At 58.2% G+C, this 17,878-nt stretch carries 23 protein-coding genes; 12 read left to right on the forward strand and 11 right to left on the reverse strand.

Annotated features, from left to right (window positions below; translation table 11 throughout):
* The 12 genes from GIW04_RS16035 to GIW04_RS16090 all read left to right on the forward strand — a co-directional run.
* Positions 1-300 (forward strand): DUF933 domain-containing protein (locus GIW04_RS16035; protein ID WP_236479052.1); only part of this gene is annotated, 300 nt, incomplete at its 5' end.
* Between the two features lie 370 nt (positions 301-670).
* On the forward strand, positions 671-1,588 hold the full coding sequence (locus GIW04_RS16040; protein WP_034134413.1) for a sigma-54-dependent Fis family transcriptional regulator: 918 nt from the start codon (positions 671-673) through the stop codon (positions 1,586-1,588).
* A 185-nt stretch (positions 1,589-1,773) separates the two neighbouring features.
* On the forward strand, positions 1,774-1,950 hold the full coding sequence (locus tag GIW04_RS16045; RefSeq protein WP_120249107.1) for a type III secretion effector protein: 177 nt from the start codon (positions 1,774-1,776) through the stop codon (positions 1,948-1,950).
* Positions 1,951-2,001: 51 nt separating this feature from the next.
* Positions 2,002-2,364 (forward strand): hypothetical protein, encoded by a 363-nt coding sequence (locus GIW04_RS16050; protein ID WP_034134415.1) that lies wholly within the window; start codon positions 2,002-2,004, stop codon positions 2,362-2,364.
* A 6-nt stretch (positions 2,365-2,370) separates the two neighbouring features.
* The gene (gene sctJ / locus GIW04_RS16055) at positions 2,371-3,159 is read left to right on the forward strand and encodes a type III secretion system inner membrane ring lipoprotein SctJ (RefSeq protein ID WP_003188344.1); all 789 of its coding nucleotides are present in this window, start codon (positions 2,371-2,373) and stop codon (positions 3,157-3,159) included.
* Positions 3,152-3,694 carry a hypothetical protein gene (locus tag GIW04_RS16060; RefSeq protein WP_034134416.1) on the forward strand — a complete coding sequence of 181 codons (543 nt, stop codon included), beginning with the start codon at positions 3,152-3,154 and terminating at the stop codon, positions 3,692-3,694. The genes sctJ and GIW04_RS16060 overlap by 8 nt, the downstream gene beginning before the upstream one ends.
* Positions 3,648-4,292, forward strand: a complete 645-nt coding sequence (gene sctL / locus GIW04_RS16065) for a type III secretion system stator protein SctL (protein ID WP_329607605.1) — start codon at positions 3,648-3,650, stop codon at positions 4,290-4,292. The genes GIW04_RS16060 and sctL overlap by 47 nt, the downstream gene beginning before the upstream one ends.
* Before the next feature lie 103 nt (positions 4,293-4,395).
* Positions 4,396-4,614, forward strand: coding sequence for a hypothetical protein (locus GIW04_RS16070; protein WP_003188341.1), 219 nt, complete (start codon positions 4,396-4,398; stop codon positions 4,612-4,614).
* A complete protein-coding gene (locus GIW04_RS16075) occupies positions 4,601-5,005 on the forward strand; it encodes a type III secretion system chaperone (RefSeq protein ID WP_003188339.1) in 405 nt (134 codons plus the stop codon). Before GIW04_RS16070 ends, GIW04_RS16075 begins: the two co-directional genes overlap by 14 nt.
* Before the next feature lie 14 nt (positions 5,006-5,019).
* A complete protein-coding gene (gene sctC, locus GIW04_RS16080; protein ID WP_034134418.1) occupies positions 5,020-7,158 on the forward strand; it encodes a type III secretion system outer membrane ring subunit SctC in 2,139 nt (712 codons plus the stop codon).
* A complete protein-coding gene (gene hrpT, locus GIW04_RS16085) occupies positions 7,155-7,358 on the forward strand; it encodes an HrpT family type III secretion system protein (RefSeq protein WP_003188336.1) in 204 nt (67 codons plus the stop codon). Before sctC ends, hrpT begins: the two co-directional genes overlap by 4 nt.
* A complete protein-coding gene (locus tag GIW04_RS16090) occupies positions 7,355-7,720 on the forward strand; it encodes a transcriptional regulator (protein WP_120249109.1) in 366 nt (121 codons plus the stop codon). The genes hrpT and GIW04_RS16090 overlap by 4 nt, the downstream gene beginning before the upstream one ends.
* Here GIW04_RS16090 and sctU read toward each other — a convergent pair whose 3' ends face one another.
* Genes sctU through GIW04_RS16145 form a run of 11 tightly spaced genes read right to left on the reverse strand, consistent with a single transcriptional unit; the run spans position 7,721 to position 17,864 of the window.
* Positions 7,721-8,818, reverse strand: coding sequence for a type III secretion system export apparatus subunit SctU (sctU, locus tag GIW04_RS16095; RefSeq protein ID WP_003188332.1), 1,098 nt, complete (start codon positions 8,816-8,818; stop codon positions 7,721-7,723).
* Positions 8,815-9,603 (reverse strand): type III secretion system export apparatus subunit SctT, encoded by a 789-nt coding sequence (gene sctT, locus GIW04_RS16100; RefSeq protein WP_094775116.1) that lies wholly within the window; start codon positions 9,601-9,603, stop codon positions 8,815-8,817. The genes sctU and sctT overlap by 4 nt, the downstream gene beginning before the upstream one ends.
* A gap of 10 nt (positions 9,604-9,613) precedes the next feature.
* The gene (sctS, locus tag GIW04_RS16105; protein WP_003188329.1) at positions 9,614-9,877 is read right to left on the reverse strand and encodes a type III secretion system export apparatus subunit SctS; all 264 of its coding nucleotides are present in this window, start codon (positions 9,875-9,877) and stop codon (positions 9,614-9,616) included.
* A 7-nt stretch (positions 9,878-9,884) separates the two neighbouring features.
* Positions 9,885-10,541, reverse strand: coding sequence for a type III secretion system export apparatus subunit SctR (gene sctR, locus GIW04_RS16110; RefSeq protein WP_003188328.1), 657 nt, complete (start codon positions 10,539-10,541; stop codon positions 9,885-9,887).
* On the reverse strand, positions 10,538-11,551 hold the full coding sequence (locus GIW04_RS16115; protein WP_003188327.1) for a FliM/FliN family flagellar motor switch protein: 1,014 nt from the start codon (positions 11,549-11,551) through the stop codon (positions 10,538-10,540). Before GIW04_RS16115 ends, sctR begins: the two co-directional genes overlap by 4 nt.
* The gene (locus GIW04_RS16120; protein WP_034134421.1) at positions 11,548-12,009 is read right to left on the reverse strand and encodes a type III secretion system HrpP C-terminal domain-containing protein; all 462 of its coding nucleotides are present in this window, start codon (positions 12,007-12,009) and stop codon (positions 11,548-11,550) included. Before GIW04_RS16120 ends, GIW04_RS16115 begins: the two co-directional genes overlap by 4 nt.
* The gene (gene sctO / locus GIW04_RS16125) at positions 12,006-12,434 is read right to left on the reverse strand and encodes a type III secretion system stalk subunit SctO (RefSeq protein ID WP_003188325.1); all 429 of its coding nucleotides are present in this window, start codon (positions 12,432-12,434) and stop codon (positions 12,006-12,008) included. The genes GIW04_RS16120 and sctO overlap by 4 nt, the downstream gene beginning before the upstream one ends.
* The gene (locus GIW04_RS16130; RefSeq protein WP_034134423.1) at positions 12,421-13,779 is read right to left on the reverse strand and encodes a FliI/YscN family ATPase; all 1,359 of its coding nucleotides are present in this window, start codon (positions 13,777-13,779) and stop codon (positions 12,421-12,423) included. The genes sctO and GIW04_RS16130 overlap by 14 nt, the downstream gene beginning before the upstream one ends.
* Positions 13,776-14,681 (reverse strand): FHA domain-containing protein, encoded by a 906-nt coding sequence (locus tag GIW04_RS16135; RefSeq protein WP_003188323.1) that lies wholly within the window; start codon positions 14,679-14,681, stop codon positions 13,776-13,778. Before GIW04_RS16135 ends, GIW04_RS16130 begins: the two co-directional genes overlap by 4 nt.
* A gap of 37 nt (positions 14,682-14,718) precedes the next feature.
* Positions 14,719-16,812 carry a type III secretion system export apparatus subunit SctV gene (gene sctV / locus GIW04_RS16140; RefSeq protein WP_034134424.1) on the reverse strand — a complete coding sequence of 698 codons (2,094 nt, stop codon included), beginning with the start codon at positions 16,810-16,812 and terminating at the stop codon, positions 14,719-14,721.
* The gene (locus GIW04_RS16145; RefSeq protein WP_094775113.1) at positions 16,809-17,864 is read right to left on the reverse strand and encodes a TyeA family type III secretion system gatekeeper subunit; all 1,056 of its coding nucleotides are present in this window, start codon (positions 17,862-17,864) and stop codon (positions 16,809-16,811) included. The genes sctV and GIW04_RS16145 overlap by 4 nt, the downstream gene beginning before the upstream one ends.
* Between the last annotated feature and the right edge of the window lie 14 nt (positions 17,865-17,878).

Genomic DNA, 17,878 nt, shown 5'->3' on the forward strand with positions numbered 1-17,878 from the left:
GGCCTGACCCGCGTGCTCCGCGCCGGCTACGAAATGCTCAACCTGCAAACCTACTTCACCGCCGGTGTCGAAGAAGTCCGCGCCTGGACCGTCAAGGTTGGTGCCACTGCGCCACAGGCCGCCGGCGTGATCCACACTGACTTCGAAAAAGGCTTTATCCGCGCTGAGGTGATCGCTTACAACGACTTCATCCAGTTCAAGGGTGAAGCTGGTGCCAAGGAAGCCGGTAAATGGCGCCTGGAAGGCAAGGATTACATTGTTAAAGATGGCGATGTAATGCACTTCCGCTTCAACGTATAAGCGTTAGCTGAACACCCTGCCCTATACAAGAAACCGACGCATTGCGTCGGTTTTTTGTTGCCTCCTATTTCTATCTGCCACTTAACTAAAAGCCCTCTACATAGAAACCTTAATCATCCAGAGCCGGTGATCCATCTGAACGATGAATCCCTCAACTCTTAAGTCCTCTCCTACACCAAACACTCAATAACCAACACTCAAGCACTTGAATAATACAGCGCACTGACATAGTTAATATTTCACACATTCTCCTGCAGCATTTTCATACTCACAGCCACGATGACATTTTTGATTATTTGCGCTCTACTGGCCGTACGCCAACAGCGTTCTATCAACAGTGAAGTGATAGCGATAGTGGAGTACGCGGACTATGTCAGCCTCTTACAAAATAACAAATGAGACATACCTCCCCTCTGTTGAAGCCTTAGACATCGAGCGTACGCTAAAGAGTACTGCGGCGCTCGATATCGACATTCTATTATTGGGAGAGACGGGGACGGGCAAGGATACCTTGGCCCAGCGGATCCATCGTTTGTCGGGGCGGCGAGGTCATTTTGTCGCCGTGAATTGCGCCGCCATCCCGGAAAGCCTCGCAGAGAGCCAACTGTTCGGCGTCAATAGCGGCGCCTATACCGGAGCAGTACAATCACGTGCGGGTTTTATCGAAGCCGCCCATCTGGGTACCTTGTATCTGGATGAAATCGACAGTATGCCGCTCTCCATGCAAGCCAAACTCCTACGGGTACTGGAATCAAGGGGTGTGGAACGGCTGGGCTCGACCCGGTTTATCCCGGTAGACATGCGAGTCATCGCCTCTGCGCAGCAATCCCTGCATGAGATGGTCGAGCAGGGAACGTTCAGGCGCGACCTGTATTTCCGCCTGAACGTCGTAAATATCAATCTGCCTCCGCTGCGCAATCGCCGTGACCGAATCGTCCCGTTGTTCCTGAATATGATTCAGGAGGAAGCCGAGCACTATAAGTGTCTCGCCCCAAACCTGTGCAGCGAGCTAGTCCAACAGTTGCTGTGCCACCCTTGGCTGGGGAATGTGCGTGAGCTGCGCTCCACTGCCAAACGTTTTGTGCTGGGCTTGGTACCGTTATCAAGCTCACCCTCGAACGTTACAAACGAGCCAATCAACCTGAAAGAACGCCTGCAACAAATCGAGAAAGCTCTGATTGAAGAGTCGTTGCGTCGTCATACCTATTGTGTGGACGAGGTGGCTGCAGAGTTGGGGATGGCGAAGAGAACGCTTTACTATCGCATGAAACAACTAGACATACAGTAGCCCGCAGCGCAGTCCACAGCCACCGAAGAAATTTCCAGACACACCCTTCAAGTAAAAGCTGGAACCATATTCGCCCCGGAACCACATAAGGATGAGCCTGATATATTTAGTGCCTATTGGAAGCAACAATATTGCAACTATATATCAAGACTCAGACATCATTTCTTAGATATTGGAGTATCACTATGAATATTTCTGGCGTTAACGCACAAACCTATCTACCCCCTGTCCAAAGCTCCGGCGGCGGCGAAAACGAAGACCTTAAACAAGAAAGGAAAGAAGCGGCTCGCCAATCCCTGAAGGACAGTATTGAGGCCTTCAAGATCTCTGAGCAGAAAAAGAACATCGACGCGATACGCTAAATAGCATTACCGCTCTTTGTCACCAAAGGGCGGTTTCCCCAAGAGGTCTATATGCAGATAAAAGAATTCGATGTATTACGCGAATATCAGAACGGCCTCACAGCCCGCAGGCCCCCTGCCCAACCTACGCACCACGGCGAAGATGTAAGCTTTTTCAGCTCGTTATTGGAACCCTCGATGCAACGGGCTACCGCCACGTCATCATCGAATGCCCTGACCGACGCTTTGCAGCATTTGGACAAGGCGAAAAATGGCATGAGTCGAGGCCTCAAGGACTTCAACAATGAGTTCAAAGAGAAAAGTCGGGTCAACTATGCCTCTCATCTTTCAGACTCCGTACTGCTGACCCAAACCCTAGTGAAGTGCGTCGGCAAGGGCGCTCAATGCCTAGAAAAAGTCAGTAACCTACAGTAGGAAAAAATGATTCGTTTTCTATCCATCGGATTAGTTTTCTCGCTGACGCTGATACTGGGCGGCTGCGGCGAAAGTGTCGAACTGCATCGCCAACTCTCCGAGCAGGATGCCAATGAGGTCATCGCGGAACTGGCTGACAAACACATACGCGCGCAAAAAGTACCTGCCAAGGACGGCGTCGTGGTGCGTGTCAATGCAGCCGATATCAGCCGCGCCGTTCGCACACTGGAAGCGGTCGGATTACCCAAGGTCGCCCGTGCCACGATGGGTGACACCTTCCGCAAGGAGGGTGTCATCTCTACCCCACTGGAAGAGCGTGCCCGGTATATCTATGCCCTGTCCCAGGAGTTGGAGGCTACGCTGTCAAACATCGATGGCGTCATCGTCGCTCGTGTACACGTGGTGCTGCCCGAACGCGTGGCTCCCGGTGAACCCGTCCAACCCGCCTCCGCCTCGGTGTTCATCAAGCACGACCCGCGACTGGAACCCGACAGCATCCGGGCGCGCGTACGCAGGATGGTATCCAGTAGTATTCCCGGCATGACCACTGCATTGGATAACGCGCAGAAGCTCACGGTGGTTTTTGTGCCGGCAGCGGCTTACCAAGAGCAGCAACGCCTGAGCTATTTCGGTCCGTTCCTGGTCCCCGAGGAAGACATCGGTTTTTGGCGTACCACTGTCAGCTTGTTGGTTATCGGCGCGATACTGACGCTCGTCGCTGCGCTGTTCTGGCGCATACGAGGCCAACGATCAAGGCAGGAACCTGTCGCCCCAGCGCATCTACCGAATGAGTGATCATCTGGCCTGGGCCCAATGGTGGGCCAGTCCGTGGCAGTTTTCGCACCCGGATGCGACCAGCGCTCAGGCTTACCATGCATTACCCGCCTTGTGTCGCAGCCAACCCGCGCTGGCGTGTGCAGCGTTGGGCATCGAGCCGTGCCTGCCTCCCCCTCCCCGTGCAACGGTGCTTGGTTTGGCCCTGGCTTCACGGGAGCAGTTCGATCTGGCGATAGCGCTACTGGAGCTTACGTGCCATCCCAACGTCGACAGCCCCTTGTACGATGAACACCGCAAGTGGTGTGAGCGCCTCGCCAAGGCGCTGCACCCTGACACGCTGTTGCAGCCGGAGAGTGATTCACTGCAGTTGCTGAGGGCGTGGGTTGAGCCTGCTGTCTGGCAACGTCTTCGGCTACGCTTGCCCCCTGACCGGGTACAGGCGCTTGAAACCACTCACCTGCCACTCGACGACGCGCATGGCCGGCTCAATACGCTGTGGCAGGCGATTGTCTGGCGTATCGAAGCAACGGGCAGCGAAACAACTCGTCGTTAACTGCAACAAGCCAGAGCAATTGTCTATGTTGACCCTACGCAAAATCGAATTGCACAACGGCGCTTGCGGGCAGCCAAAAGTATTGATTACCCGGGAGATGCTCGCCGATTGCGTTCAGTCCGCGCAGTTGCTGGGTAGCGCACAGGCTCAAGCTGAAGAGTTGCTGCGCCAGGCGGCTGAGCATCGCGAAGAAATGCTCGAGCAGGCCCGCCTCGACTTCTGGTCACGTGCCCACGCGCAACTCAGCGCGTGGGAGCGGCAACGCCAGACGATGTGTGACAGCCTCGAACACTACGCAACATCCATTGCCAGCCGAGCCTTCCACTGCCTGTTGGAAGAAGTGCCGCCCCCAAAGCGTCTTTCGGCATTGGTCAAACACCTGGTAGCGACGCAAATTCCACCTATCAAGGCAACCTTGGTTTGCCACCCGCTCGAGCATGAGCAGATGGCCCAAGCCTTGGCCCGATTGGGCTCTACACCCTGGAAGCTTCGCCCCGATGACCAGATCAAACCTCAATCACTGCTACTGGAAACAGATGAAGGCGATTTTCGTATCGACTGGGCCTCGATGCGAGAAATATTGTTTACAGGCGAGTAGGACATAGCGGTAGAGGCAGGCGATATCTTTAAAAAAATGTCTGCCGATGGAACTGGTGGCAAACAACCCGCCACACAGTTCAGACACATCTGGAGTAAAAATCATGGACTTTCACGGAAACCTGAAAAACCATCTACTGAAGCAAGTTCAGGCTGATATCAAGCGAGTCAATACAGCCTATAAAGATCCGATTGCGCTCGATGCGGATATCGAATACTTCGGCGACCTCATGAAACAACAAAAGCTCTCTATCATCGCGCTAAACGAACATACGCGCTCCAGGCATACGCTGCTCAAAACAGCGCTGGATGGCGTGCAGTAAGTTGCGAGCACTCCTTACCAGTTGGCTGAATGGCCACGAAGAGCAGCTCACTTTGTTTGAGAACGAAGACGAAATCATCGTTCAACGCGTTTCGAACAGACTGCTGGTAAAGGTCCAGTTGACCAAAGCGGGCGAAGACAAAGCCCATCTGCGCACCTGGATGCGTCTGGGAGGCCCCAGCCTGAGCTATTTTCACGGCGCAGTTGCATTAGCGCCGTCCACCGGTGCGCTTTGGCTTATTCAATGTGTGGCGATGGGGAACGGCGAACAGCTGGCGAAGTGTCTCGAATCCCTTCTCAACCAACGCGATACCTGGCGTGCCATCGTCGCGCGCCAGGCGCGGTCTGTACGCACATTCATACCCACTTCGCTGCGCTCGATACCGCACTAATCAGAGACTTTCCCATGCCTGACAAAAAAGACAAGCACAAACGCTTGCGCCCTCACGTACCTGCTTCGACCCACCGCGCCGCCTGGTGTTGGCTCATCATGCTGCCTGGGTGGCTGCTGCCACTGGATAGCGCGCTGGCAGCAATCCCTGCCGAATGGAAAAACACGGCCTACGCTTATGAAGCCCAGCACAAACCAGTGCGCGAAGTGCTGGAAGATTTTGCCCAGACATTTGGTACTCAGCTCCAGGTCGAGGGGCTGCTCGAAGGTAACGTCAACGGCAAGATACGCGCTAATACGCCACAGTCATTGCTCGACCGGCTGGGGGTTGAGCACCGCTTCCAATGGTACATGTACAACAACACCCTTTATATCAGCACCCTGGACCAGCAAGAATCCGCACGCCTGGAAGTCTCTTCCGAGACCATCGCGGACCTCAAGCAAGCGCTGACCGATATAGGCTTGCTCGACAGTCGTTTCGGCTGGGGCGAGTTGCCGGAAGACGGTGTTGTGCTGGTCTCCGGCCCGAAAGTTTACATCGAACAGATCAAGCGTTTCAGCAGCCAGCGCCGTTCCGCGGATGAAAAACAGAGCGTGTTGAGCTACCCACTGAAGTTCGCCAGCGCGGCGGACCGCCAAATGGAATACCGCAACGAAAAAATCACCATCCCCGGTGTAGCCACCATGCTACGAGGGCTTCTGGAACCGCGCTCAACCTCGACGTCTTCGGCACAGGCTCAACGCTCCATCACCCAACCCGCGTTCATTACGCCCGTGGTTCCACGCTTGAGCAACCCGTTGCTGGGGCAAATGCTCGGCTCCACCGCGACAACCGGGCTGAACGGCTCGACCGATACGGGCATGTCAATCACACCGCGGGCCCCGGTCAGCCCAGCCCGTATCCGCGTCGAAGCCGACTTGCGCAATAACGCCATCCTGATTTATGACGTGCCGGAACGGCAGGCCATGTATCGCGAACTGATCACTCAACTCGACGTGGCACGCAAACTGGTGGAAATCGATGCAATCATCCTCGACATCGAGCGCACGCAACTGCGTGAGTTCGGGGTGAGATGGGGCTTTCAGAACAGTCGCTTCAGTGGCGCAGCCAACATGATTTCCGGCAACGCTCAACTGACCATTGAAAACCGCGGTCGTTTCGACGCGGAGATACGCGCGCTGGAAGCCAAGGGCCTGGCAACCATGGTGTCCAATCCATCAGTCCTGACCCTGGAAAACCAGCCTGCGGTAATTGATTTCAACCGGACCCAATACCTGACTCGCGGTCGGCAGAACGCTACGATTTTACCGATCACCGTGGGTACCAGCTTCCAGGTCGTGCCCCGCGTCATCACGAGCCGTGGTGGCCATCAGATTCAGCTGTTGGTAGATATCGAGGACGGTAACTTCGAAGAGGCCAACCCTACTCCCGGCAGCTTCGATGTACGCCGAGGCAAAGTCAGCACTCAAGCCATCATGGCCGAAAAACGCTCGCTCGTGGTCGGTGGTTTCCACGTCACCGAAAGCACCGACAAGCACAGCAAGGTCCCCCTGCTGGGTGATATTCCTCTATTGGGCAAGGCGTTGTTTTCCTCGACTGAACGACAGAACAATCGGCGCGAACGTCTATTTATCCTCACACCACGCGTCATCGGCGACCAGGCCGACCCGTCACGTTACCTGCCCCAGGCAGACCAGGTCGAATTGCAGGCCGCTCTTACCCCCCTGGCCAGGCGCTATAACCCTCACCAGCCGGAGATCAAGCGCAGCGACATTATCAGTACCCTGGCGCACCTGGTCACCGGGCAAGTGCCCAAAGCCTTCAAGGTAGCGCCGATGCCCCTGGGGTTGAACACCTTGTGCAGCACCCGCAGCCTGCTGGCGCTGAACACCGAGCGCAGCCAATGGTACGCCGGCCCGCAGTACAACGTAGCCGTGGTGGTGCTGCGCAATCAGTTCAACCGCAATGTGCGTATCGACGAAAAGGAATGCAGTACGTCGCAAACCCTGGCCGTGAGTGTCTGGCCGCGCGCCTGGCTCAAGCCGGGCGAGGAAGCAGAAGTGTTTATCGCCATGCGACCGGTGGTCAAGGATGAACACATCAGCGTGCCTCGTCCCTCCCTGATCACTCCAACCCAAAAGGCCAAGCCATGAAACATCGCTTGCTGTACGTCACCCTGATCGGCGCGGCGCTGCTTGTCGCCGGCTGCACGCCCACCTGCAAGGGCGACTCCTGCTCACGTCCGCAATCGACCAAGGACAAGCTGGTGATCTGGTGGCCGCCACAAATGCGCGTCGAACCCGGCCCAGCCGGAGAACGTCCGGACTATCAGACAGTGTCGCTGGAACGATGAGCGCCCACGGAACCCCGGCCGATGAACGCCAGGTCTTCCTCGACAGCCTGGTGGGCGGCTCTGCCGCTCACCTGACACTTGCCCCGGGGGTAACGGCCAGCAGCCTGCAAGCCGGAACCCGTCAGGGTCTGGCCCTGCACGTGGCTCGCGAGGCACTGCAAGCTTCACAATTGCAGAACGTGCTGGAGCGGCGTTTCGAGCAAGCCGTGGCATTCGATGGCTGCTTTATCTACATTGACGCACAGGACGCCCTGGTGATCTGGCATGCACTGCCTCCACAGCGCAACCTGCTCAACAGCCTCCTCAGCCGAATGTTGTCGTTGGCCAACCTTGAAACCCTGGATGCGCGTACCCGGGGCTGATCAACGCAGATCAAGCTCCGGCAATTCCAGGGTTTCACGCTTGGCCTCATCATCAAGCTCGCGCAGGGTGCGGTAGATCAATGCCACGGCCTGCAGAGTTTCACGAGGAATGGTCGCCCCCAGCTTGTTCGTATACAGCGTACGGGCCAACCACACGCACTGGATCACCGGTACATCGGCCGCTTTGGCGCGAGCAATCAACGCACGGGCGTCGTCATCAGTCCCTTTGCTCACCAGCAGGGGCAGCGGCGTTTCACCGGGGCGGTAATACAAGGCCACGGCAAAGTGCGTCGGGTTGACCACCAGCATATCGGACTCCTCCAGCTTGGGCAGCTTGACCTTCGGCTCCTCCTGGGCCAACTGCTGCGCCAGGGCGCGGCGCTGCCCCTTCACGTGGGGATCGCCCTCCATGTCTTTGTACTCTTTCACGACCTCGACCTGGGTCATGCGCATGCGCTTGGCAAAGAAGTACTTCTGCATCGCCAGGTCGATAAGCGCCAGCACCAGCAATAACCCAAGACAGGCATGCAGCAGATAGCGGAACAGGGCGATCAACCCCAGGATGTAGCTTTGCAGATCGCTGCTGGCCATATTGATCAACACCCCCAGGGAAGGCCAGATCACCACGTACAGGATCAGGCCCAGCAGTGTTGCCTTGACGATGCTCATCAACAGGTTCATTACCGACTGGACAGAGAACATTTGCTTGAGTTGGCTGAGCGGGTTCAGACGATTGAAGTCGAGCTTCAAGGAGTCCGGTGCGAACAGAATCCCGAACTGCATCCAGCTGCTGACCAGCTTCGTGATAATCGCCACCGCGGCCATCAGCAGGGCGAAGGAGAAAAACAACATCAAGCCTTCGACCATCACTTCTTCCAGCGCCTGCGGGAAAGGCAAGGACAGGCGCGAGATCGGCAGCAGCATCAACTGCTGGAAACGTTGCAAGCTGCTTTCGGCGGTGAACAAGGCGATTTCGCTGATGGCTGTCAGCACCAGCAGCTTACCCACATCCTGGCTTTGGGCGACTTGGCCTTTCTTACGCTGATCGCGCAGCTTCTTGGCTGACGCGGGGTGCTTCTTTTCCCCCGAATCACTCATGACAGCGAGACCTCGAAAAACACGCCCAGGGAGTGCTTGAGGTCTTTAAGCAAGCCCATGCGTCCGACGATCAGGTCCTGCAGCAACGCAAAATACAACAACAGCACTCCGATACCCGCCAGGCTCTTGAGGGGCGGCGCCAGCGTACTCACTTGCAATTGCTGACTGTAGACCCCCAGCAGGGCAATGCCGAACTCCAGCAACAGCAGCACTGCAATAAAGGGGGCGGCGTAGAGCATCATGTGCGTGAAGGTATCGCCCAGCAGGCCGACAAATACATCGAAGCCATCGGCAGCGGGCAGTGGGAACCACACCGTCGGTGGCCAGAGCAGATAGCTGTCCCAGATCACCTGCGTCAACGCCCCAAGGCCCATGCTGGCCATCAGCAAAAAAATCGCCAATTGCTTGAACAAGTGCCCGGCTGGCGTCGCGTCTGGCCCAAGCGAGGGGTTGAGCTGACCACCGGCCAAAGCGCCCCGCTGGTTGTCCAGCAACGCCCCAACCGACTCGAACAGCCAGAACGGCATGGACAGCAACACGCCCAGCAATAATCCCAGGGCCAACTCTTTGAAGACCAGCCCACCGAGCATCAGCGCCGAGTATTCCTGGCCCGCCAGCATGACGTGAATGGCAGGTGCAGGCAGCAGTGCCATGACCATCACAATGCTGTGCCGCAGCATGCCGCGTATATGTTGAAAACAGAATGCCGCCACGAGGAAGGCACAGGGGTAGATACGTGCCATGGCGACCAGCAGGCTGGGCAAATACTCAAGATATAGCAGCACAGGCAAGACCTCAGTGCAGGGCCGAGCGACCGATCATGTCAAAGGTCACGTTCATCAATTGGATCAACTCCACACCGATCCAGCGGCCGGTCATGATCAGGGTGATCCCCACTGCCACCAGCTTGATACCAAAGGGTAACGTCTGGTCCTGCACCTGCATCAGCGCCTGCACCAGGGAGGTCATGACCCCCACCACCACCGCCACAATCAGCGGCGGCGCCGTCAGCATCACTACCAGCAACATGCCCTGCTTGAATAATACGATGGGTTCCATAGGCCACTCAGAGATAGGAAAGGAACAGGCTGTCGAGCAACCGCGACCACCCGGAGACCATCACGAACAAGAGCAATTTGAGCGGCAGGGAAATGGTCATGGGCGAGACCATTTGCATCCCCAGCGCCAACAAGAGATTGGAGACAATCAGGTCAATCACGATGAAAGGGATATAGATCAGGAAGCCGATTTCGAACCCCGCCTGCAACTGTGACAGCACAAAGGCCGGCGCCAGCAGGATCAGGTCCTCACGTTGGACCTCCTGCGCCATCTGTGCCGGCCACATGCGCATGGCATTTTCCAACAGGTGGGTAAGGATATCCGGGTCACTGTTGCGCAGCATGAAGGTGCGCAATGGTTTGATCGCCTCCATTCCCGTCTGCTGAAGTGCGCCCACGCTGGTCAGGTCCAGGGGCGACACCTTGACGATCTCGGCCATCTCATAGCCTACAGGCGCCATGATGAACAGGGTGGCCGCCAGGGCAATACCATTGATGGCCATGCCCGGAGGCACCTGCTGCACACCGATGGCATTTCGGGTGATCATCAGCACAATCACGATCTTCAGGAACGCCGTGCAGACGACCAACAGCATGGGCATCAACGACAATGCCCCCAGAAATATTGCCAGGACGACCGGATCTATTCCCTGGAAACTACTCATCGAGAAAAGATCACGCGAGTCATCTGCAGCCCCAGCCGCCCGTCCACTTCAACCAACTGGCCCTGGCCGAGGGGGCGGTCGCCGTAGTAGAGCCCCGCAGTGCCAGGGGCGTAGCCTGCGACCCCCAGCACCGCGCCGGGCGCAAGGTTGCGCAGTTCGCCGAGGGTCAGGTTCAGCGTACCGCACCGCACATTGAGCGCCATGCTCAGCTCGTCGAAGGGTTCATGCCCGAACACATCCATCACCGCTGTTTCATCCTCATGCCCTGAGTAAGGCTGTGTTGCAAAATCCTCGTCCACAAACATATCCTCGATAGAAGTAAGGGTAAGACGCGTCGGCCCGGATCCAGCGTCGATCCAGCCCACCAGACGCTGTTTGCCAACCTGCACGTGGCCGGTTCCCGACGCACTGAAAAAGGCTCGTTCAAGCACCAGCACGTCACCGGCACGCAAGCTGCGCAGCTGGTGCATGGACAACCGCAGGCGCCCGAGCGTTACGTCCACCGCCAGCTGAAACTGCGCCGGCATTGGCTCAGCCTTGAGCCGCCACGGCCCCGCCTTGCATAGCGCCAGAAAGCTCTCGACAGACAGCCACAGATAGCCCGTGACGCGAGAGGCGCCGAGCGTCACGCAGAGTCGACAACCAAAGTTCAAGGGGCGGGTGCCGGGCAGCAAACGCAGGTAACCAAACAGCGCTTGCACCTGAGGGCTCAGATGATGCTGAAACAACTCCCAGAACCAGGCGTCGGGATCGTTGCCGGCCTGTGCGAACGTCACCGGGCATTCGCCCATCAAGCTCAACTGCGGTCCTGGCTCACTGAAGGCCAATACTCCACAGGCGGTTTCGAAGCAGAGCGGCTGTATACCCACCGGAGCAGTACCAGGCTCCATTCTCAACTCGCCTCTCGACCCGGCGACCTCGAACGGCATACACAACCCTTGCCCCAACCGCTGCCGGGCAACCGCAATATCGGCTTTGAATGTGGGAAATATCAGAGGTGGCAGCATCATGCCTGCGCCGATTTTGCCAGATACACATTGACGGGCTGGCGCAGGCTCGCCGCCAGCCGTTGCTCACATTGTTGGCGTACGCCACTGAGCCAGCGCGCCGTGTTGTCTTGCTCCGCGTCCAGCTCGACATTCCAGCTCCCCTGCTCCCGGCGGACACTGGCGTTGATCCGTCCCAGGCGGCCCAGGTGAAAAACCGCCATCATCGGCCATTGCGAATTGACGAGCATTCGCGGCGCCAACTGCTCGGTCAACGCCTCGATCATGGCGACATCGCCCGAGGCTTTGATTGCGTTCAGAGACGTTCCATATCCCCCGCCGTCCTGGCCCCCATCGTTAAACAACCGGGCGAACAATCGTCCTTGCTCCCAAGGCACGAGGGCGCCGAATTCAGGCGCACGGTCATCGCGAGACTCACGCGGACGCGGACGTTCAGGCGGACTAACTGAAACCTGTTTCATATCGGCTCCTGCGTCAGTAACTTAGATAGCTCTTGGATTTTTTCCACCTGGCGCAAGCACAAGGTGACGTGTTTCTGCGCGTGGCCGACCTGTGCAGCCTGCTCGTGCTGCTGCTCTTTGAGTTGCAACAACTGGCCTTCTTCACGCCGGGTACCCGCCGATAATTGCCGCTCCTTGGCATTCCAGTTTTTCAGCGCCTTGAACGTCACTACCTGCCCCTGGTGCAAACTCAACAGCTCGGCGCATTGCCGGGCCTCTTCCAGGCGGGTTTGTTCGAGGACTTCTTGCGCCTCCCGGATGTGCTCGACCAGCGCTTGCTGCGCCCGTTTTGCCTCACGCAGCGCACGCTCGGCGCGGTCAGCACGGTGTCGGCGCAAACGTCGCAGGGTGTCGATTTCACCCGGTAACACTTCAGAATGGGACATGGGCGGTCAACTCAGCCAATTGATCCATGGTGGCGGCAAGCGGCGAAGGTTCGCGCAAGTCCTGGCGCAGAAAGCCATCCACCGCCTGCCGACTGTCAACTGCCAGGTCGGTGAGCGCATCGTTGCCGGGCTGATATTCCCCTAGCTTGAGCATCAGCTCGATCTGCTGGTAAGCCGACAGCAAGCGTCGTAACGCCGTACCGGCACGGATATGCACGGGCTCGGCGACATTGCTCAGAATCCGCGAAAGGCTGGCCAGTACATCGACCGCCGGGTAGTGGCCGCGCTCGGCCAGCTTGCGCGACAGGACGATATGCCCGTCGAGCAGAGAGCGCACCTCATCCGCCACCGGATCGTTCATGGAGTCCTGTTCGATCAGCACTGTATAGATGGCCGTGATCACGCCTTCACGGGTCAAGCCGGCACGCTCCACCAAGCGTGGCAGCAAACTGTAGACCGACGGCGGCAGACCACCGCGCCCCAAGGGTTCACCGGCAGCCAGGCCGATTTCACGCTGGGCCCTGGCAAAACGCGTCAGAGAGTCGATCAGCAACAGCACCCGCTGGCCCTTACGCCGGAAACCTTCGGCCAGCGCGGTTGCCGTGAACGCGGCACGCGCGCGCTCCATGCTTGAGCGGTCGGAGGTTGCGCACACCAACACGGCCTTGGCACGCAACTGCTCGTCCAGTTCGTGATCAAGAAACTCGCGCAACTCCCGGCCCCGCTCCCCGATGAGACCGAATACGATCACATCGCACTCCACGTTACGGGCGATCTCGGCCAACAAGGTGGTCTTGCCACAACCGGCACCGGCAAACAGCCCCACACGCTGGCCTTCCCCTAGGGTCATCAGACCATCAATCGAGCGCACACCCGTAGCGAGTGCACGGTTGATCCGCGGCCGTTCGGTAGGAAGAGGCGCCTCACATAACACGGTGCTCGCCCCAGGTGTGTCCGCTTCCACGAACGCGCCCACACCATCGCCCGCAATCGGGCGACCAAAACCATCCAGCACCTGTCCCAACAGCTCATCACCGACCCGAACCTGATGCGGAACCCCCAAACGCGCAACGCTGGCCCCTACACGCACGCCTTCCAGATTGCCCAGGGCACTGAGCACCGCATCGCGCTGATCGAACCCGATGATCTCGGCGAGCATGTAGTCGCCTGGTGTTTTTTCCACTTGGCATAGGTCGCCGATACGGGCCTGCGGCAATCGGCATTGCAGCAGCATGCCGTTCACGCGCTGAATACGACCGCGCATTGTCACCGGTGCGAAACTGCTCAACGCCTGTGACTGGTTCAGTTGCCAGGCCTCCAGACGCTCCTGCAGCGAACCCTTCACCAGCCCACCTCATAACGTTGCTCGCCGTCGAAAACCACTTTGCTGTTATCGATCAAAACCAGGCGCAGACCATCTACTTCATCACCCACGAATAAGCGGGTTCCTTCTTCAAGCACCACGTGGCCATTCGGACCGCCCACTATCTGCAAGATCTTGAACGGTAACCTGGCATCGCGTACCCGTACGCGACTGATCACCGGCACCACAGTGTCGAATTGCTCGGCAAAACGGTCGAGCATGCGCGCAATCAGTTCCACTTCATCTTGGGAAACAACACCATTGAGGGCAATCTGACCATTGACGATCTGCAAGCTGACACGTTGGAGCAATTCGCGCTCGTTGAGCATCCTCACGAGTTGCTGACGCACCTCAGCGGGTGAGTCCAACCCAGGTTTCTGAATGACCGCCGGCATCAGCGATGCCTGGGCCTCGCGCTCACCGCTGAAGATAATGCCGACCGCAGCGATGATCACGGCGCATAGCAGCACCAGGCTGACCAAGCGTTTTTGCTGCAACGCGGAAATGGAAGACAGCGTCAGCGGCAATGGCGCCTGGGGCAAGGGCTCCGTTGCCGGCTGAGGCGGCTTGAGCACTGATGCCTGGCGCCAAGGATGATCGGCAGGGCTGACACACAAGCTGACGGAGCCAATCACAAACGGCGTGTTGAGTGCCAGATCACCGATCTGCGCCAACATTTGCCCATCGCTGTTTTTCAGCAGCCCCGCTTCAGCCTGCACCGACCATCGCCCTTCGAGCAATAACAGGCGTGCGTGGTGCTCGGCGACACCAGGGTCATCCAGCAAGAGGTCGGCGCCCGCGTTGGCGCCAAGGCTCCATTGCTCACCAAACAGAGGCAGCGCGGCCCCTTGATGCGAACCATCCAATACTCGGAGTTCGAACATCAGTACGCCCCCCCGTACTCTGCAAGTAGCGATGTGTTCATGCCAATGTCCCGTACATCAACTCATCCTGGCCAAGGTCAAAACGCCCCAGCACCTTGACCTTGGAATTGCTCCCCAGCTCGGCGAAAGACAACACCGGTACATGGTTGAATTCCTCAAGCAACAAGGTTCGCAAGGGGCTGCGCAAATCCTGCGCCACCAACAACACGCTTTTTATTTTTGCGCGTGCACTGAAGGCCTGGTTGAGCAGGTTGATCAGCGCAGCGCTATTGTCGCCGTCGAGTGCAAAGAACACCCCGGTCTGGGTCTGACGCAGTGCCTCGCGCAAAACGTTTTCGGTCTGCGGTGACAACAGCCAGGCATGCAGCCCATCGGCCTCGCTGTACTGGTGGTAGATCTGCGACTTGAGGGCAATGCGCGCATAGTCCGCCAGTGCTTCGGGCTCACGTTCGTGCTGGCCGTATTCGATCAGCGATTCGACAATCAACCTCACGGCGCGCAGCGGAACCCCTTCGCTGGCCAGGCGTTGCAGCACCGCCGAAAAGCGCGAGATCGGCATGATGCGCTGCAGCTCCTGCACCAGTTCGGGTTGATTGCTCTCCAGCCAACTGAGGATCGCCTTGCTCTCCTGAATCCCCAGGAACTGCGGCCCGCTGAGCATCATCGCCTTCTTCATGCGCTCGACGATCAGGCTCGTCGCATTGAAACGCTCCAACTGCGTGTCATTGAGCAGTGGGTCGTCAGGTGGCAGCCAGAGCCAATCCTGTTCGTTACGCTCGGCCAATCCCGGTATGCCATGCTCAGGCTCAACCGTCAGGGCGCTGCGCTCTACGGCAACGCGCTGGACCACAGACGCCTTGACCATTGGCACTTCATGGACGCAGAAGCGCATTTCATCATCGGCCAGCGAGTCATCGATCTCGACCTCAAACGGCGGCAATGTCAGGCCGATATTGGCAACCAGGGAATTTCGAACCTGACGGATGCCGTGAATAAGATCGGTCACCTCAGGCGTGCCGCGCAAGGCCGAGGGAAACTGCAACAGATAAGGCCGGGACGGATCAAACCCGCGCAGGTCCTCTTTGCCATTTTCTTCAGGCCGTATGGCTTCGACGGCTTCGGCTTCTGGCTGCGCTTCACGTCGGCGCCGACGGTCGAGGTAATAACCCAAGGCGCCGGTCATCATCGCTAGCAGTATAAACACCAGGGTCGGCATGCCAGGCACGATCGCAAACACCAGCATGGCCACCGAGGCGATCATCCAGCTCTTGGGCTCACTGGTCATCTGGCGTGCGATCTCGGCGCCCATGTTCGTGACGCCCTTCCTCCCTTCCGGTGCCACGCGGGTAATGATCATACCGGCGGTCAGGGAGATCAGCAGCGCGGGAATCTGCGCAATCAGGCCATCACCGATGGTCAGCACAGAATACAGCGCCATCGAATCGCCGGCGCTCAAGCCGTGCTGGAACATCCCCGTGGAAAATCCACCCAGCAGGTTGACCACCACAATGATCAAGCCAGCGATGGCATCGCCTTTGACGAACTTCATCGCGCCATCCATGGCGCCAAACAGCTGGCTCTCGCGAGACAACTGTTCACGCTTGTCGCGCGCTTGCCCACCGTCGATCAAGCCGGCACGCAAGTCACTGTCGATGGACATCTGCTTGCCCGGCATTGCGTCCAGGCTGAAGCGCGCCGCCACTTCGGCAACCCGCTCAGAGCCCTTGGTGATCACCAGAAAGTTGACCAGGGTCAGGATCAGGAAGATCACCATCCCAACAGCCAGGTTGCCGCCCACTACGAAGTTGCCGAAGGCCTCAACGATATCGCCGGCGTCCTGTTCGAGCAGAATCAAGCGCGTCGTAGCGATCGACAATGCCAGCCGAAACATGGTGGTCAGCAACAAAATCGACGGGAAGGAAGAGAACGCCAAAGGCCCGGGCAAGTACAGCGCCAGCATGATCAGCAGGCAGGAAATACAGATATTCAGCGCAATCAGAATGTCCACCAGCCAGGTAGGCAGCGGCACGATGAAGATGAACACAATGGCCATGATCACCACGGCGCCCAAGACCTCGGCGCGCTGCGCTACCTTGAGCAGTATGCCGTTGACGGTGGACAGCACGTTCACGCCAGGAGACTCGAATTAGGAAAGCCCGAGCTTATGCCTTCGAGGCGGGCAAGCTCGTCCATCACCAGTAGAAAGTTGTGCAGCGCCTCTTGGCGTGACTGGCTATCCGGCCACAAAGCCAGGGGCAACTTTAGAAACAGCGGATAAAGCGCGTTAAGCGCCACGAGTGTTGACGTGCCGGCCCCTATATCTTCGGCCAGGCGCATGACTTCATTTGTCACGATGCCGGTACTTGTATAACCCAGCAGGCGTTGCAGCAGGCTTACCGCATGCAGTTCGGTTGCAAGGTTCTGGACCAGCTCACGACAGCTGCACAACACCCCGCTCAATGCACTGCAGCTGCGCAGCCCTACCAGCAGGGTGCGCAACATTGCCGTAGGCACGGAGGACACATGGGCGGCGATGTCGGCCGTCAGGGCGCTGGACATCACATTCAAGCCATGTGCAAAACGGTCGTCACCGTAGACGCCCAGCAGCGCCTGCATCATGGTGGCCAGGGATTGCCGTGTCACCACACTGGCGTAGTACAGCGCGCGCAGTGCCTGGCACTCTTGTGGATCGCCACCCGCCGTCTGCAAGGCCATGGCGATATTCATGCCCGCCTGGATCTGCCCTTTGAAACGGACCTCCAGCTTGGCAATAGCATCCCGCGCCAGGTCGGCTTCGGCGCTGCGCACGTCGGCCTCGGCCTGCTCCCACACCGCCTTGAGTACCACGAAGGTGCGCGCCGGATCACCGCCAGTGGCCTCCAGCAACTTATCGATGCTGGGTTGCATCAGCAATTGCAGCCTGATTCGACGCGCTACCGCGGCAAAGCTTTCCTGGGCCGGATGCCCCAACTGCTCATAGAGCTGCGCGAGCGCCTGGACAGGAGGCACACGTACGCCAATTTTGCGTTTGTCCAACGTACGGCTGCTGGATTCAACCTCCTGACTGAAGTGCAGGAAAAGATCATCGATACCTTGGCCTGGCTCAGGCTTGGCGGCCGGGCTAACGGTGGGGAGTTCCACACGGGGGGTCATTGGCACATCGGGGGTAGATTCGACTTTCATGGGCAGGCCAGTAC

The sequence above is a fragment of the Pseudomonas sp. PA-4-8C genome (assembly GCF_021606625.1).
GTDB classification, from domain to species: domain Bacteria; phylum Pseudomonadota; class Gammaproteobacteria; order Pseudomonadales; family Pseudomonadaceae; genus Aquipseudomonas; species Aquipseudomonas lactis.

What these genes read in the sequence shown, in the direction of transcription:
- GIW04_RS16145 (WP_094775113.1), bottom strand. Translation starts at nt 17,864, where the DNA reads ATGAAAGTCGAATCTACCCCCGATGTGCCAATGACCCCCCGTGTGGAA.
- sctC (WP_034134418.1), top strand. Translation starts at nt 5,020, where the DNA reads ATGCCTGACAAAAAAGACAAGCACAAACGCTTGCGCCCTCACGTACCT.
- GIW04_RS16060 (WP_034134416.1), top strand. Translation starts at nt 3,152, where the DNA reads ATGAGTGATCATCTGGCCTGGGCCCAATGGTGGGCCAGTCCGTGGCAG.
- GIW04_RS16040 (WP_034134413.1), top strand. Translation starts at nt 671, where the DNA reads ATGTCAGCCTCTTACAAAATAACAAATGAGACATACCTCCCCTCTGTT.
- sctJ (WP_003188344.1), top strand. Translation starts at nt 2,371, where the DNA reads ATGATTCGTTTTCTATCCATCGGATTAGTTTTCTCGCTGACGCTGATA.
- sctS (WP_003188329.1), bottom strand. Translation starts at nt 9,877, where the DNA reads ATGGAACCCATCGTATTATTCAAGCAGGGCATGTTGCTGGTAGTGATG.
- sctR (WP_003188328.1), bottom strand. Translation starts at nt 10,541, where the DNA reads ATGAGTAGTTTCCAGGGAATAGATCCGGTCGTCCTGGCAATATTTCTG.
- GIW04_RS16120 (WP_034134421.1), bottom strand. Translation starts at nt 12,009, where the DNA reads ATGAAACAGGTTTCAGTTAGTCCGCCTGAACGTCCGCGTCCGCGTGAG.
- GIW04_RS16045 (WP_120249107.1), top strand. Translation starts at nt 1,774, where the DNA reads ATGAATATTTCTGGCGTTAACGCACAAACCTATCTACCCCCTGTCCAA.
- GIW04_RS16090 (WP_120249109.1), top strand. Translation starts at nt 7,355, where the DNA reads ATGAGCGCCCACGGAACCCCGGCCGATGAACGCCAGGTCTTCCTCGAC.
- GIW04_RS16070 (WP_003188341.1), top strand. Translation starts at nt 4,396, where the DNA reads ATGGACTTTCACGGAAACCTGAAAAACCATCTACTGAAGCAAGTTCAG.
- GIW04_RS16050 (WP_034134415.1), top strand. Translation starts at nt 2,002, where the DNA reads ATGCAGATAAAAGAATTCGATGTATTACGCGAATATCAGAACGGCCTC.
- hrpT (WP_003188336.1), top strand. Translation starts at nt 7,155, where the DNA reads ATGAAACATCGCTTGCTGTACGTCACCCTGATCGGCGCGGCGCTGCTT.
- sctO (WP_003188325.1), bottom strand. Translation starts at nt 12,434, where the DNA reads ATGTCCCATTCTGAAGTGTTACCGGGTGAAATCGACACCCTGCGACGT.
- GIW04_RS16075 (WP_003188339.1), top strand. Translation starts at nt 4,601, where the DNA reads ATGGCGTGCAGTAAGTTGCGAGCACTCCTTACCAGTTGGCTGAATGGC.
- GIW04_RS16115 (WP_003188327.1), bottom strand. Translation starts at nt 11,551, where the DNA reads ATGATGCTGCCACCTCTGATATTTCCCACATTCAAAGCCGATATTGCG.
- GIW04_RS16135 (WP_003188323.1), bottom strand. Translation starts at nt 14,681, where the DNA reads ATGTTCGAACTCCGAGTATTGGATGGTTCGCATCAAGGGGCCGCGCTG.
- sctU (WP_003188332.1), bottom strand. Translation starts at nt 8,818, where the DNA reads ATGAGTGATTCGGGGGAAAAGAAGCACCCCGCGTCAGCCAAGAAGCTG.